At 71.7% G+C, this 15,015-nt stretch carries 15 protein-coding genes; 1 reads left to right on the top strand and 14 read right to left on the bottom strand.

Features of this window, described 5'->3' with window-relative positions:
- Positions 1–14: 14 nt before the first annotated feature.
- The 10 genes from CKY47_RS05750 to CKY47_RS05795 all read right to left on the bottom strand — a co-directional run bounded on the left by CKY47_RS05750 (position 15) and on the right by CKY47_RS05795 (position 9,150).
- The gene (locus CKY47_RS05750) at positions 15–869 is read right to left on the bottom strand and encodes an alpha/beta fold hydrolase (RefSeq protein WP_306744587.1); all 855 of its coding nucleotides are present in this window, start codon (positions 867–869) and stop codon (positions 15–17) included.
- The gene (locus CKY47_RS05755; RefSeq protein ID WP_306744588.1) at positions 866–1,645 is read right to left on the bottom strand and encodes an alpha/beta fold hydrolase; all 780 of its coding nucleotides are present in this window, start codon (positions 1,643–1,645) and stop codon (positions 866–868) included. Before CKY47_RS05755 ends, CKY47_RS05750 begins: the two co-directional genes overlap by 4 nt.
- A 51-nt stretch (positions 1,646–1,696) precedes the next feature.
- Complete coding sequence (locus tag CKY47_RS05760; RefSeq protein ID WP_306744589.1) at positions 1,697–3,307, bottom strand: AMP-binding protein; 1,611 nt, start codon at positions 3,305–3,307, stop codon at positions 1,697–1,699.
- Positions 3,304–3,969 (bottom strand): iron-containing redox enzyme family protein, encoded by a 666-nt coding sequence (locus CKY47_RS05765; protein WP_306744590.1) that lies wholly within the window; start codon positions 3,967–3,969, stop codon positions 3,304–3,306. Before CKY47_RS05765 ends, CKY47_RS05760 begins: the two co-directional genes overlap by 4 nt.
- Positions 3,966–4,685, bottom strand: a complete 720-nt coding sequence (locus CKY47_RS05770) for a hypothetical protein (RefSeq protein ID WP_306744591.1) — start codon at positions 4,683–4,685, stop codon at positions 3,966–3,968. Before CKY47_RS05770 ends, CKY47_RS05765 begins: the two co-directional genes overlap by 4 nt.
- A gap of 11 nt (positions 4,686–4,696) precedes the next feature.
- Positions 4,697–5,263 (bottom strand): carboxymuconolactone decarboxylase family protein, encoded by a 567-nt coding sequence (locus tag CKY47_RS05775; protein ID WP_306744592.1) that lies wholly within the window; start codon positions 5,261–5,263, stop codon positions 4,697–4,699.
- Positions 5,264–5,276: 13 nt separating this feature from the next.
- A complete protein-coding gene (locus CKY47_RS05780) occupies positions 5,277–6,866 on the bottom strand; it encodes a tryptophan 7-halogenase (RefSeq protein WP_306744593.1) in 1,590 nt (529 codons plus the stop codon).
- Between the two features lie 48 nt (positions 6,867–6,914).
- On the bottom strand, positions 6,915–7,553 hold the full coding sequence (locus CKY47_RS05785) for a GNAT family N-acetyltransferase (protein ID WP_306744594.1): 639 nt from the start codon (positions 7,551–7,553) through the stop codon (positions 6,915–6,917).
- 212 nt (positions 7,554–7,765) lie between these two features.
- Positions 7,766–8,695, bottom strand: coding sequence for a ParB/RepB/Spo0J family partition protein (locus CKY47_RS05790; RefSeq protein ID WP_306744595.1), 930 nt, complete (start codon positions 8,693–8,695; stop codon positions 7,766–7,768).
- Positions 8,696–8,871: 176 nt separating this feature from the next.
- Positions 8,872–9,150 (bottom strand): hypothetical protein, encoded by a 279-nt coding sequence (locus CKY47_RS05795; RefSeq protein WP_306744596.1) that lies wholly within the window; start codon positions 9,148–9,150, stop codon positions 8,872–8,874.
- A 1,547-nt stretch (positions 9,151–10,697) separates the two neighbouring features.
- On the opposite strand from CKY47_RS05795, the gene CKY47_RS05800 reads away from it, so the two are divergent.
- Positions 10,698–11,993, top strand: a complete 1,296-nt coding sequence (locus tag CKY47_RS05800; protein ID WP_306744597.1) for an MFS transporter — start codon at positions 10,698–10,700, stop codon at positions 11,991–11,993.
- A gap of 19 nt (positions 11,994–12,012) precedes the next feature.
- Here CKY47_RS05800 and CKY47_RS05805 read toward each other — a convergent pair whose 3' ends face one another.
- The 4 genes from CKY47_RS05805 to CKY47_RS05820 are packed head-to-tail and all read right to left on the bottom strand — an operon-like array spanning position 12,013 to position 15,000.
- Complete coding sequence (locus CKY47_RS05805; protein WP_306744598.1) at positions 12,013–12,885, bottom strand: class-II aminoacyl-tRNA synthetase family protein; 873 nt, start codon at positions 12,883–12,885, stop codon at positions 12,013–12,015.
- Positions 12,882–13,145, bottom strand: a complete 264-nt coding sequence (locus CKY47_RS05810) for a hypothetical protein (protein ID WP_306744599.1) — start codon at positions 13,143–13,145, stop codon at positions 12,882–12,884. Before CKY47_RS05810 ends, CKY47_RS05805 begins: the two co-directional genes overlap by 4 nt.
- A 17-nt stretch (positions 13,146–13,162) precedes the next feature.
- Positions 13,163–14,338, bottom strand: a complete 1,176-nt coding sequence (locus tag CKY47_RS05815) for a cytochrome P450 (RefSeq protein WP_306744600.1) — start codon at positions 14,336–14,338, stop codon at positions 13,163–13,165.
- Complete coding sequence (locus CKY47_RS05820) at positions 14,335–15,000, bottom strand: GAF domain-containing protein (protein ID WP_306744601.1); 666 nt, start codon at positions 14,998–15,000, stop codon at positions 14,335–14,337. The genes CKY47_RS05815 and CKY47_RS05820 overlap by 4 nt, the downstream gene beginning before the upstream one ends.
- Between the last annotated feature and the right edge of the window lie 15 nt (positions 15,001–15,015).

Raw genomic sequence — 15,015 nt, forward strand, 5'->3', positions numbered from 1 at the left:
GCGGTGCGCGGTCGTCACGCGGCCTCGGCGAGGAAGCCGGTCACGGACGCGGCGACCGCGGCGGCGGCCTCCTCCTGGGGGAAGTCGCCGCACCCGGGCAGCAGCACCAGCCGGGAGCCGGGGACCAGCTCGGCGAACCGGTGGCCGGTCGACGGCGGCACGAGCCGGTCGGCTGCCCCGAAGAGCAGCAACGTGGGCACGTCGAGCCCCTCCAGCGGCCCGGCGAGCGCGTCGAACGACTCGCCGTAGCTCAACCGGACGCCCAGGGCGAACCGCGCCATCTCCGCGCCGCGGGCGCGGAACTGCCGGTGGTAGGCCCGGACGGCGGCCGGGTCGGGCCGGTGGTCGGGGCCGTGCGCGGCGGCCCACTTCGCGGCGAAGACCCGGTAGGGGAACAGCCGGGCCAGGGCCGGGCCCAGCACCGGCCGGGCGAGCGCGCGGTACAGGCCCAGGTTCGCGGCCCCCTCCCCCAGCGCCCCCGCCGCCAGCACGACGAGCCGGGAGACCCGGTGGGGGTGGCGGGCGGCCAGCCACGCCGCCAGCGAACCGCCCATCTGGCTCCCCACGACCACCGGGGCGTCCAGCCCGAGGGCGTCGAACAACTCGACCAGCAGGTCCGCCGCGCGCGCCGCCGTCCACCCGCGGGCGCGGGGCGCGGGCGACCGGCCGCAACCGGGCAGGTCCACCAGGACCACCCGGTGCCGCTCGGCCAGGACCGGGTGGACGTCGCGCCAGGTCGTCGCCGAGGTCAGGAACCCGTGCAGCAGCACGACCGGCGGACCGTCGGCCGGTCCGACCTCGTAGACGTGCACGTCCGCGTCGCCGAGCCCGACCACGCGGCCCTCGCCGAGCGCCCGCGCCCCGATCACCGGGCCGCTCCGAACACGTCGACCACCAGGTCGTTGAACAGGCGCGGCGCCTCGACGGGCGGGACGTGCGCGGCGGGCAGCAGCTCGACCCGCGCGCCCGGCACGAGCCGCCCCAGCTCCTCGGTCAGCACCGGCGGGAAGAGGATGTCCTCGGCGCCGCCGACGACCAGGGTCGGGCAGCCCACCTCGCCCAACCAGGCCCGGCTGTCGTGCTCCAGCGCCTGCGCGTAGATGCTGCCGAGCGCGGCCACGTCGTACTGGTCGAACATGGCCCGCCGCAGGGCCGCCTCGCGGCGGGCGAGTTCCGGTGCGCCCGCGGCGGAGAAGAGCATGCTCTTGAGCACCTCCCAGAACCCGGCGAGGTCGCCGCGCTCCAGGAAGCCGTTGAGCATGCGCAGCAGCAGGAGCGTCGGGCCGTGCGGCGCCGCGAAGGTGGCCACCAGCCCGAGGCCGGTCAGCCGGTCCGCGTGCTTGGCCGCGAAGTGCTGGGCGACGAGCCCGCCGTGCGACATGCCGACCACCGCGGCCCGGTCGACGCCGAGGCGGTCGAGCAGGACCGCGAGGTCGTCGGCGTGCTGCGCGTTCGTCGGGTGGCCGGTGTCCGACGGCGAGTCGCCGAAGCCGCGCATGTCGTAGGTGAGGACGTCGAAGTGCCGGCTGAGCACGGGTACCTGGCGCAGCCAGCCGCCCGCCAGCGTGGACAGGAGCACCAGCGGCGGGCCGCTCCCGCCGCGCCGGTAGCCGATGGCGCCGCCGGTCACGTCGATCCGTTCCACGATCTCCACTCCGTTCCCGACCCGGCGAGCCCGGGTGCGCGGTTCGTCCGGTCAGTTCGCCCGTTCCGCCTGCGCGTCGAGGCGCCGGTGGGCGGCCGGTGCGCCGTGGACCCGGTCGATCACGTGCCGGCGCGGCTTGCCCGTCTCGGTGAGGCAGCCCTCCTCGACGGTGGGCATGCGGTCGACGACCGCGTAGGACCGCACCCGCTCCCAGGGGTGCAGGCCGCTGTTGACGCGGCGCAGGGCGGCGGCGACGTCGTGGTCGGCGGGCACCTCGCCCGGCTCGAAGAACAGCAGCGCGCCCAGCCGGCCGTCGGCGCCGGGCGCGACCTGGCACAGCCCCGCCCCGGCCGCTCGGGCCACCGCGGTCTCGATGGGGGTGACGAAGACCTTCTCGCCGCTGGGCAGCACGATGAAGTCGCGCAGCCGCCCGAGCACCCGCAGGAACCCGTCGGCGTCGAACTCGCCGACGTCGGCGGTGGGCTCGAACCGGTCGGGGTCCCACCGCTTCGGCTCCACGCGACCGTCGACGAGGCGGCCGTGCAGGAACGGCGTCGGCGTGCGGACCAGTACCTCCCTGGTGCCGGGGTCGAGCCGCACCTCGCCCCACGGGATGGGCCTGCCCACGGTGCCTGGTCGGCGGGCCCCGGGGGTGTTGAGGCCGATCATGCCCAGCTCGGTGGTCCCGTAGACCTCGAAGACCGGAAGGTCGGCCGCGAGCAGCTCGGCCATCAACGCCGGGTCGGTCGGCGCGCTGCCGACGAAGATCGACCGGATCGCCGGCCCGAAGATCGACCGGTAGGCCGCCGCGGTCGCCCCCGGCTCCGCCTGCCGGCCCTTGAGCACCTTCGAGACCCGCCACCGGACGTGCTCCAGCACGCGCGGGACGGTCACGTGCAGGGTGGGCGCGTGCGCGGCGCCGTCGGCCGCCATGTGCGCCGGGTCGGACAGCACGAAGTCCAGGCCGGCCCGCAGTCCCCAGTAGAGCATCATGCGCTGGGGCAGGTGGGACAGCGGCAGGTACAGCAGCAGCCGGTCGCCGCGCCCGAAGCCGTAGATCTCGGCGAACCGGTCCATCGTGCGCAGCAGGGGGTCCGCCGCCACGGTGAACAGCTTGGGCTCCGAGAGCGTCCCGCTGGTGGAGACCACGGTGAACGGCCCCGTGCGCGGCCGCGCCGCCCCGTCGCGCGCCGCGGGGCCGGCCCGCGACACCAGCTCGGCCACCGACTCGACGCCGTCGGGCGCGGTGTGGCCGAGGAACAGCACGTCGAACCCCGCCGCGCGGAACGCGGCGACGGCGTCGGCGTTGTCGGTGAGGACGGTGCGGCAGCCGCTCTCCCCGGCCACCGCCACCGCCCTCGGCACGGGCGCGCTGGGGTACAGCGCGACCGACAGCGCCCCGACCAGCACGCAGGCCAGGTCGGCGAGCACCCACTCGTACCCGGTCGAACCGTGCACGGCGACCTTGGCGCCGGGACCGACCCCCCGCTCGCGCAGCGCCGCGGCCAACGCGGCCGCGTCGGCCCGGCACCGGGCGTGGCTGACCCGGTCGGGTTCGCCGCCGCCGCGGCGGAAGACCAGCGACGAGGTCTCGTTGCCCGCCATCGCGTCCAGCACCGCGGGCAGCGGGCAGACCTGCGGCGCCGTGGTCGCCGTGCTCATGCGCTGACCTTCGCTTCGCTCATCGCGTCGCTGAACAGCTGCCCGTAGGCGCGCAGGGTGTAGGTCCAGGTGGTGACCATCAGCTCGTAGCGCTGGTCGGTGGTGGCCGCCCGGTTGAACGCCTTGCGCACCATCTCGACGTGCTCCTGGTCCTCCTCGGCGTGCACCTTCAGGAAGGTCAGGGCCCGCTCGGCGAACGGGTAGGTCACCATGGCCGCGGACACCCTGGGGCCGAGCATGGCGCCGAGCCCCTCGGTCGCCGCGGCGAAGCCCAGCAGCGCGGCCGGGTCCTTCATCGAGACCGCCCAGTGGTTCTGCCCGACCATCGTCCAGGTGCCCAGGCCGGGCAGTCCCGCCAGGTAGGTGTCGGTGTCGTAGCCGAGCCGGCGCAGGTCCTGGACGCACAGCCGGTCGTGGTGGCGCTCCTCGATGGCGAGGTTGAGGAAGAAGTCCTGCAACCAGCCCTCGGCGCTGCGGGACGCCGCCGCCGACAGGAAGTACGGCGTCTGGGTGACCAGGTGGAAGGTCTCCCGCAGGTAGGCCGCGTACACGTCCTCGGTGAGGTCGCCGCGCAGGATCGTGTCGATGAAGGGGTGCTCGACGACGTCCTTCCGGAGCGTCCCGTCCGTCTCCGCGAGCGCCCGCTCGTAGGGGGTGGTCATGCCACGTCCTCCTTGATCCCGATCCTGGACATCACGTCGTCGAACCGCGCGCGCGTCCGGTCGAGGTAGTCGTCGGAGACGAACCCCGCCTCCATCGCCCAGGCGATCGACTCCTTGAGCTGGCCGCCGAGGTAGCCCTCCATGTGGTCCCGGTACCACTTGCAGTGCTCGACGGCCCGCTTGCGGGCCTCGGCGTTGTCGTCGAGCACCTGGTTGGCGACCGTGATGCCGAAGGCGACGTGCCGCCGTTCCTCCCGCTCGATGCGGTCGAACTGGTGGAAGTACGGCGTCCGGCTGCGCGCGAGCTGGTACAGCTCCTCCATCGCCAGCACGCCCTCGGCGTAGAGGTTGAGCCCGATGAGGACCTCGACCTCGTCGTCGCTGTAGAACAGCTTGGCGAACCGGTCGCCGATGTCGTCGATGCGGTAGGGCTCGTGGTCGAACTCGTGCCAGGGCTGGCCGAGCTTCTCGACGCCCTCGCGGAACAGCCGGGCGTGGACCACCTCGTCGGCCGCGTGCCTGATCAGGTAGTTCTTCTCGCGCAGTCCGCGGCGGCGCGGCAGCCAGCGCGCGCACAGGTCGATGATGTCCAGTTCGGAGTAGTAGAAGTTGACGTAGACGGTGAGGATGAGGTCCCAGGCGTTGCGGCCGTACTTCTCCAGGATCTCGTCCTTGAGCGTCATCGACGGGTCGCGCTCGACGGTCGTGCCGGTCATGCCACCCTCCTTCACGTGGTGGTGGGCTGCGGTGCCGCGGCGTCGAAGACGCTCTCGACATCGATGGACAGTGCTTTCAGGAACCGGCTCGTGAGGTTGTAGACCCCGATGGCGAGGACGATGTTGACGATCTCGTCGTCGCCGAACGCGGCCTTCAGCTCCGCGCGCAGTTCGTCGGTGACGCCGTCGGGGTCGCGGGTGAGCACGTCCGCGGTCCTGAGGATCAGCGCCTCGCGCTCGTCGAAGGCCGTGCGGATGCTCGCCAGGTCCCCGACGGCCGAGATCTGCGCCTCGGGGACGCCGGCCCGGCGCGCGGACGCCGTCATGTGGGCCACGCAGTAGGTGCAGTCCTGCGCCTTCGCCGTGCCCAGCGCGGCGAGCGCCCGCAGCCGCGCGCCGATCGTCGGGGACCGGTAGACCTGGGCCCAGAACGGCACGAACACGGCGAGCAGGTCGGGGCAGTGCGCCATCGCCCGCAGGATGTTGGGCACGAACCCGTACTCGCGCCGCACGGACTCGAACAGCTCCCCGACGGCCGGGGGGACGTCGTCCCCGTCCAGCAGGTCGACCATGGCCATGTCGCGTCCTCCCTCACGCCGACCGGTCGGCGGGCACCAGCAGCCGGTGGCTGACCGCCTCGTGGACCAGGCTCTGCGCGGCCTCGCGGTCGTGGGACCCGTCGCGGACGAGTTCGTCGACCAGCTCGACGCTCGTGTGCCCGCCCCCGGCCAGGGACAGGAGCCGGTCGAGGGCCTCGGTCACCGGCAGCGTCGCCCCGGTCGGGGTCACCAGGGACCGGGCCGGCCGCAGGTGGACGCCGTCGACGGCCAGGTCGTCGACGTAGGTCACGTCCGGCGAGGCGACGAGCGACTGGTGCGGGTCGACCCCCACGCCGGTGGACTTGCCGTCGAAGATCTGCTCGATCGTGTCGCGCAGCTCCGCCGGCACGTCGAGCTGCCGCAGGTAGCGGCTGTACCAGGACCGGTGCTGGAAGGCGCCGGCGATCAGCGAGATGAACGCCTGCTCCGGTTCGGCGTCCGGGACGTCGAACTGGCTGCGGGCGTGCCAGAAGTAGGAGTCCTTGTCGTCGCCGTGCCCGCTGTAGAGGAAGTAGACCTGGGCGCGCAGGCGCGCGAACTCCTTGCGGTAAGCCGACTCGTAGAAGCCCAGCACCTCTGCCCGGTCCATCTCCGGCCGGTCGAGCACGGTGTTCACGGTGACCGCCGCGAGGAACCCGCTGAGCATGGCCAGGTGCACGCCCGTGGAGAACAGCGGGTCGATGAAGCACGCGGCGTCGCCGACGGCGATGTAGCCGTCGCCGCTGAACCGGTCGTAGGCGTACGACCAGTCCCTGGCCACGTGGATCTTGTCGGCGCGCTGCGCGCCCTCCAGCCGCTTCGCCAGTTCGGGCGTGCGGGCCAGGCACTCCGCGTAGTACGCCTCCATGCCGAGGCCGCGGTTCTCCTGCACGACCCTGCTGTCCACGACCATCCCGATGCTGGTGCGGTCGTCGCGCAGCGGGATGAACCACCACCACCCGTCGCCGAACGTCGGCAGGAAGGTGTTGCCCGCGTCCAGGCCCGGCGGGCGCTCGGCGCCGGTCCAGTACGACCACACGGCGAGGTTCTTGAGGTACGGGTCCCAGTTCTGCTGGTGCAGCCGCTTGGTGACCAGCCCGCCCTGGCCGGAGGAGTCGACGATCCACCGGGTGCGTACCGCGGTGCTCACCCCTGCGGCGTCCTGGAAGGTCACCGTCGAGACGCCGTCCGCGCCGAGGGCGAAGTCGGTGACCCTGTGCTCCTCCCGCACCTCGGCGCCGTGCTCGCGGGCGTTGTCCAGCAGCAGCTTGTCGAACTCGCCCCGCTCGACCTGGTAGCCGTAGTCGTACGGCATGGCCAGGGCGTCCTTGAAGTAGACGGTCCAGGGCTCCCGGTTCTCACCCCACACCCACTCGACCCCGTGCTTCTTGATGTAACCGTCGCCCTCGACCCGGTCGAGCACCCCGATCCGGTTCATCAGCTCGGCCGTTCCGGACAGCAGCGACTCGCCGATGTGGTAGCGGGGGAACTTCTCCGCTTCGAGGATCAGCACGCGCTTGCCGAAATCGCTGAGCAGGGTGCCCGACATCGATCCGCCGGGCCCTCCTCCGATCACCACGACGTCGTAGAGGTCAGGTTCCACGGGTGCGGTTCTCCTTCACGTCCGGATCGGCCGGTGTCCGCCGGTCGATCAGCTGTAGACGGCGATGTTGGTGTCGGGCTCGATCAGGTAGCGGTAGAAGGGGTTGGTGCTGCGGAACGGCCGCGAGAACAGCTCGCCGAGCTCCAGGAGCAGGGCCACGCTGCGATCCGGCTCGTCGAGCTCGCTGTCGACGAACTCGATGCCGGTCTCGGTGAAGCCCAGCGCCAGCAGCGGCGCCATGGGCGTGGTGGAGGTGTTGAGGAACAGGTCCGCGACGATGTGCGAGTACCCGTGGCGCAGGCACCAGTGCAGGCAACCCTTGACCAGGGCCGCGAACACGCCGTAGGGCATGCCCGGCGCGCGCCGGTTGCGGTACTCCCCCATGACCATGAGCCGCTGGCACTCGACCAGCCGCCGGTCGCCGACGCGCAGCGCGTCGATGCCGGTGAACTGCTCGATCGGCAGCCCTTCCGGGGTGTCCACCACGAGCCGCATCGTGCCGACCGGGTGGCCGTCCGCAGCGGCGATCAGGTATGCGGAATTGGGGTGGTAACGGTCCTTGTGCAATGCCGGGGCATCAGCAGGAAGCCAACCGTGCTCACGACCGTATACCTCGCGCCACACCGTGTCGACATCATCGAAATCGGATTCGATGGTGGCCAGGCGTATACCGGAACCATTGGGCACGGGCGCGCAATCCTCGACGAATCGCCACAACAAGGTGGTCTCCGAAGGTGGGAGGAGATGTGCTTTCCGAATCATTTTTCGGCCGCTGCGGCCTGCTTTTCCGGAGCCTAGGTGCGGACAATTGGACGTGTCAACGAAGGGACGGTCCGACGGAAACGTCGCGGGACGGTCCCGGTGAGCCGCCCCTCACCGGGACCGTCGGCCGGGCCGCCTCAGGACACCCCGGCGCTCTGCCTCGCGATCCGGTCGGCGAAGTCGAGCCACGTCCTGGCGCACTCGCCGGCCAGGTGGGCCACCGACTCCACCCGGTGCGGCGGAACGGTCTCCAGCAGCTGCTCCCACTCCCGGATGCCGACGAGGTGCAGGTGCAGCAGCCGGAGCAGGAGGCGCCCGCTCTCCGTCATCCGGAGCGAGGGGTCCTGGCACAGGAGCCGGTACGTGCGCTTGAGCTGCTCGACGTCGCGGCTGTGGCGGTCGACGTCGGTCGAGCGGGACCTCGCCTCGGGGACGAGCGCGGTGGCCGGGGCGGCCCTACCCGCGCCGTCGTCCTCGCCGGGACGCGCCTCGGGCCGCGCCCGGGGGAGCCGTGGTCCGCGCACCCTGCCGTCCCGCCCGATCCGGGCCGTCAAGTGAGGAAGTTCCTCAGACGAGCGCCGGATCGCGCCGACCGTCTTCGGCGAGAGGCCGACCATGCCGGCGATCATGCGGTCCGACCACTGCGCGTGGAGCCGCAGGATGCGGGTCGCCGCGGCCCTGCGGTCGGCCAGCGACAGCGGCAGGCCGTGCGAGACATTCGACCGCACGGCCTCGACGAACGCCTCGTCCGCGTCGCCGCGGAAGAAGGTGACCTCGATCGTCTTCCGACCGCGCAGCTTCGCCGCGGCCAACCGGTGCATCCCGTCGACCACCCGCATGGTGGTGTGGTGCACGACGATGGGGGGCAGTTCGACGTCCAGTCCGGCCAACAGCTTCACGTGCTCCGGGTCCTCCCCCGCGACCCTTGGCGAGTCGGCGTCCCGGATCACGGCGATCGGGAGGATGTCCACCTGCGCCCCGCGGGGCGGTCGCCCCTGACGCGGGCCGGAGGGGGGCTTGCCGTCCCCGGTGCTCCCCGGGTCGTGGTTGGCGTTGCGCACTTCCACCTTTTCCCACCTCGAAGCTACGAGCGCCCACCGGTCCTCCGCCGCGGTCGGTTGCCGACCCGGCGCCACCGGGGGCGGTGACGGGCACTGCCGTGGTCGCGAAGTGGCCCGCCGCGCCTTCCGGCACCGCGCCCACCTCGCTCGTATCCGCGTGACGTGCTCACACGCCGCAGCGATCAGCCGGCCCGCGGTCCGGCGCGGCGGTGCACGCCGACCGAGCAGGAGATGGGCGTGCCGTCGACGCGGCTCACCTCCAGCGCGGCGCCGAGGTCCCGGACGGCCTCGTCGCCCAGCACCAACTCGATGTGGTCGCACTCCTCCGGCGGGGCGCCGGGCGGACCGAGGACCACCCGGAACGAGACGCAGTCGTCGTGGTCGCGGTACACCAGGATGAACCCGTCGACGAGCCCGGCGACGACGGACCTCGGCGCGTCCGTGTTGTTTGCCGTGTTCATTTCCCCCCTCGTGACCCGTGTGAGGGCGTGGCGGCACGCCTGCCTGAGACATCGCGAAACATTTCCGACACCGGGGTCGTAAACCTGTCGTGTCGCCGGGGGTGCCGGCTCCCGCAAGGGGGACCACGTGTTGCCCGTGGTCAGCCACGGTTGAACGATTATGTCGTACCAGAGCACGTGAGGCGACGTCATTGATGCCCGCGGACTCTTCACTCAGATGGAGGAAAGCAATGGCGACACTATTCCACCCGAAGGGGATGATGTGATCGGCGGACTTCGACCGACTTTTCACCGCTGCGGCCGAATCGACGTCGAGAAGGTGACATACGTCACGACCGAGGCGCTGCCGCGTTCTGGCGAAACCTCGTTGTTCGACGATTTCGACGAGGCGGGACGAACCTTTCGACAGCGTCCGCCGCAGGTCGGAGGGGTGCACCGCGATCGGACAGGACACCCGATGGCGTCAAGTGGCCCTCGCCTCCGACCGAGCCGAATTCGCGGAACATGCCCGATCATCATGGCGGCGGACCGGGCATGAATAGAATTCCACGCTTGTCCCGCCGGCAGGCGGTCGGGACGGGCCGCGCGGCACCGGTCCGTCGGGTGGCGACCGGTCGACGATCATGCGCACCCGGTCCGCTCCCCTGTCCCGGCGGACTGCGCGCTTCCCGCGACGACACGCTCCGCAATGGCGCCGGAGGTCGACCGGAGAACGCGGGCGCCCTTCTCGCGCCACACTTCCCGCAAGGGCGGGTCGTCGACACGGCGACCACCGGCCGATCCCGGACCGCACCCCCTGACCGGCGACGTGGAGTGGCCGGTCGACGACTCCGCCCCCGCTGGGCCCGTCCCCGGGGTGTGCGGTGCCGGACAAGCGGGCAGACCGGCACACGGTGCGAGGTGGATTTCGTCCCTGCTGTCCTGAGCCCTCACCGAGGCAGGGTGGTCGGCGTTCCGCCGGTCGCGCGATCGGGCTTCAGGAGCCACGGCGCGGGGCGACGGAGTTCGTCGGCACCGTCCTGACCGGGCTGCCCGTGGCCCCTCCGACGACGACGGCATCACGTGACCCGCGCCGCGGGATCGGCGGCTCACCGACGCGAGCCCTGTCCGAGGTACCGACCGAGCAGCCATGCCCGGCACGGCAAGGCTTCACGGCTACCCGACCCCGCGGTCGGCGACTCCGGTCGAAGCCGGCACGCGGACCCGGTCGGCGTGGTGTCCCGGCCCACCACCGCCCCGGCGACGGCTCCCACCCGCCGGCGATCGGCTCCGCGGAAGTCCTACCGCATGGTCACGACCCTGACCGGTGCCCGCCGCCGCGAGGGAATCGACACCAGGACGACCGCTCCTTCTGCGCGAACATTTCCGCAATCAGGTTCCGCGACCGCGCGGAACCCATTGCGAATACTCCGATTGAAGCCGATCCGCATTTGTCGGCGACAGGCATGACTTAATAACGCATGGACACCCCGGACGTGATTTGACGGATTCGACGGAACCCGAGAGGATCGGCCATGCTTCACTTCACTTAGCGACAGGGGGATGTGTTGACCTCGGGATTCCTGAGCCGGTTCGTGGTGGACGTGAGCCCGCTCCGGGAGCGGCGGGACTACCGGCTCGTCTTCACCGGCTACCTGATCTCGGTCCTGGGCAGCCAGATGGCCACGGTCGCCGTCGCGTACCAGGTCTACGTGCTCACCGGGTCGTCGTGGATGGTCGGTCTGCTCAGCGTGGTGGAGCTGGCGCCGCAGGTGCTCGGCATGCTGTTGGGCGGGGTGGTGGCCGACCGGATGGACCGGCGGCGGCTGTTGCTGGTCCTCCAGTGCGTGTCGGTGTTGGTCTCCGGCGGGTTGGCGGTCGTGGCGTTGGGGGCCACCACTCCGCTGGTCGGGGTGTTCCTGTTGGTGGCCGTGCGGGCGTTGCTCGGTGGGCTGACCGCCCCGGCCTACACGGCTCTCAGCGCGCGGGCCGTCGGGCCGAGGCTGTTGCCCTCCGCGGCGGCGCTCAACGCGATCGTCATCCAGGCCGGTGTGTTCATCGGGCCCGCGATCGGCGGTGTGCTGATCGGCTCGGCCGGGCTGCCCTGGGTGTACCTGGCGGACATGGTGAGTTTCGCGGTGTTCGCCGTGCTGCTGGTGATGACGAAGCCCGCGCCGCCCGAGCGTTCCGACGCGCACGGCGACGTGGGGCTGCCGGGTATCGGCCGGTCCCTGGTACGTGGTCTCAGGTTCACCAAGGACCAGCCGATCCTGCGCGGGGTCATGCTGATCGACCTCAACGCCATGGTGTTCGGGATGCCCCGGGCGTTGTTCCCGGCGTTCGGCACGGCCGTGTTCGACGCCGGGCCGGAGAGCGTCGGCCTGTTGTACGCCGCACCGGCGGCCGGCGCGTTGCTGGCGGCGTTGGGCAGTGGTTGGGTCGGCCGGGTGCACCGGCTGGGGCACCTGACCCTGTACTCGGTCGCGGCCTGGGGTGCCGCCATCGCTGTTTTCGGTCTCGTCACGTCGTTCCCGATCGCGTTGGTCGCGCTCGCCGTGGCCGGGGCGGCCGACGTCGTGTCGGAGATGTGCCGCAGCACGCTGGTGCAGCGCTCGGTCCCCGACGAGCTGCGCGGACGGGTCAGCGGGCTGTGGTTGGCCCAGACGAACGCCGCGCCGCGACTCGGTGACGCCAGGGCAGGCGCGATCGCCAGCCTGGCGTCACCGGCGTTGGCCGCGCTCTCCGGTGGGCTGCTGTGCATCGTCGGCGTCGTCGTGTGCGCCTGGCTGCTGCCCGACCTGCGCAAGGCCGTCAACACCGAGCACGACCCCGACCCCCGGCCGACCGAACCCGCGCAGGAGTGAGCCGCACGGGCCGGGCGGGTCAGCCGACCTGCCCGGCCCGGTGGCGTTCCAGTTCCCGCACCGCCGACCGCACGTCCCCGGCGTGGCGGTCGGTCAACGCCGAGACCCACCGCTCCAGCCCCATCCCGAGGCACGCCGAGTACGCGAACCCGTTGTCCGGCAGGGTGATGTCGCACCTCTCGGAGAAGAAGTTGCGGTGGAAGTTGACCGATGCGATCGCCACCCCGCGTTCGCTGACGAGTTCCTGCTTGACCGGGATCAGCCGCTGCATCTTCGCCCGCGGCCCGTCGGGGTCGAAGAAGGGATCGGTGGCGTCGCGCAGCGTCGCGTTCAGGCCGAGCGCCTTCGCGAACGCGACGAGCCGCTGCCGCGCCTGTTCCACGAACTCGCCCACGCTGTCGGCGCCGCCGATCCGGACGATCTCCCGCATCGAGAAGCTGAGCAGCCGGTCCAGGCCGACGTACTCCTTCTCCTGCCGGAAGCACCGGGCTCGGGTGGTGACCGTCGTCCGCTCGTCCACGGACGTCCCGCCCAAGGAGAAGTAGACGTTGTAACAGGCCGCCGAGGGCAGGACGTACCCGCTGTCCACCAGCATGTCGGCGCGCACGGTGTCCCGGTCCGCGGTGTGCGCCGACATGTCCGCGAGCTGGTCGGCACGCAGCCCCGTGACCATCATCCCCAGCTGGGGGAAGTTGTCGAAGTAGTCGATCCGCTTGAGGTCGGCGACCCGCAGCAACGGCGGGTACGACACCTCGTCGGCCCCGGATTCCCGAGCCCAGTCGAGGAAGCAGGCGTCCAGCAGCGCGACCAGCCGCAGCATGTCCGGACCGATGGTCGCCAACCCACCGGCCGCTCCCGGCAGCGGACCCTCCCGGCGTGTCCGCACGGTCACCGCACCAGGAAGTGGTCGTTGATCATGCGGAGGGTCCGGAAGGACTCCAGCTGCACGTCGTCGGACAGCAGCGGCTCGCCCCTCAACTCCTCCACGAACAGCAGGAGGGAGATGAACTCCAGCGAGCTGACGATCCTGCTGTCGATGATGTCCAGGTCGATGTCGATGTCCTCCAGCTCCGGGTGCTTGTCCAGCACCCACTTGCGCAACTCGTCGAGCAGGCCGTCGTTCATCGTCGTCTCCTCAGCGAAGTGGTCCACCGACGGGGAGTGCCGCGTCACCGGCGACGCAGCCGCACCGGGATGTGTCCCGCCCGGCGGAAGATGTGGCCGGTGACGCCGGGCGGCGAACCGCCGACCGCCTCCGGCTCGGCGAACCGTTCCCGCAGTACGCCGAGCAGCGTGTGGAACTCCCGCTCGGCCAGGAACATGCCCGGACACGCGTGCTGGCCGACCCCGAACGTCAACGCGCCCCGCTCGGTGCGCCCGAACCGGAACCGCTCAGGCTCGGTGAACACCCGTTCGTCCCGGTTGGCACTGGCGATCGAGAGCAGCACGGGGCTGCGCCTGCCGATCCGGGTCCCGCCGATCTCCAGGTCCTTCGCCGCGAACCGCAGCACGGAGTGCAGCGGCGGCTCCCAGCGCAGGCTCTCCTGGACGGCGGGTGCGATGGCGTCCTGGTCGCGCCACACCTCGGCCAGCACGTCGGGGAAGCTCAGCAGGCAGTGCATGATGTTCGAGATCGCCGAGACACTGGTCTCGGTGCCCGCGACCAGCATCAGCATGATGGTGCCCAGCAGTTCCGGCTCGCCGATCCCCGCCGAGCGGGTGGTGCCGGCGTGGCGCAGCCGGTCGATGATGGAGCCTTCGGGCAGCCGGTCGCGGTCGGCCAGCAGGGTGCGGAAGTACTCCTCCACGACCTGCTTGGCCTTGTGCGCCGGTTCGAGCTCGCCCTTCGGGTAGTCGAGCACCCGCACGATCGGGCGCATCTGCTCGTAGAGCCACGGTGCGTCGTCCGGCGGGACGCCCATCAGCCGGCACACCACCCCGTACGGCACGGCGACGGCGACCCGCGAGACGAAGTCGACCTCGCCGTCGTCCGGCAGGTCGTCCACCACGGAGCCCACCACCGGCCTGATCACGTCCCGGAGGTGGATCGCCACCGCCGACGCGCCGAAGAACGGGTTGACCAGCCGCCGCAGCGTCCGGTGCGCCTCACCGTCGGTGTCGAGCATGTTCCGGCCGAACATGAGCCGGCTGGCGCGCAGCACGAAGTCCGCCGCGAGATCGGCCCGGGCCAACCCGTCGCGCACGTCGGCGTGCGCGGTCACCACGTAGCAGCCGCTGGGCTCGGAGAAGTGCACCGGCTCGGTGGCGCGCAGGTGCGCGTACACGGGCCACGGGTCGCGCAGGAACCCGGCCCGCCCGAAGTCGACGGTGTGCTGGACGGTCATCGCTCGGCCAGCGCCCGGTGCAGCCGGGCTACCTCCACCGCCATGGCGACCTGCCGCCCGAGTTCGCCCGCGAGCGCCACGTCGGACGCGCCGAACCCGGCCTTCTTCCGGATTCCGGCGCGCACCAGCGTCAGCGTCCCGACCAGCCGACCGCGCACCGAGAGCGGGATCAGCAGTGCCGAGAGCACGCCGAGTTCCGCCGCGTCGCTCCGCGACTCCTCCGTGGCGCTGCCGCCGGACTCGGCGTAGACGACCGGGTGGCCCCCGGCCAGCACGTCGGGTGTCCGGTCACCTCTCCCCGCCGCGCCGTCGTCGAGGAACGCCAGTTGGCGTGCCACCACGGCGGGATCGAGGCCGGCGACGTGCTCGGTGACCGTCTCGGCGGGTACTCCCCCCTCCACCAGGGAGATGCGGCTGACGTCGGCGAGGAACGCCACGCCCGCCCGCGCCACGTCCCGCAGCGAGACGTCGAGGTCGACGGTGCCGGACAGCGCCGCTCCGCAGTGCGCGAGGAAGCCGAGCGCCTCCTCGGCGGACTTGCGGCCGACGATGTAGCGGATCGCCACGCCCCAGGTCTCCTGGGTGCTCGACGTGCTCGACGTGCCGGGTGTGCCGGGTGTGCCGGGTGTGGTGGGTGTGGTGGGTGTGCCGTTGTCGTCCATGTGGTGCTCGCTTCC

The organism is Saccharothrix longispora (assembly GCF_030852425.1).
GTDB lineage: Bacteria > Actinomycetota > Actinomycetes > Mycobacteriales > Pseudonocardiaceae > Actinosynnema > Actinosynnema longispora.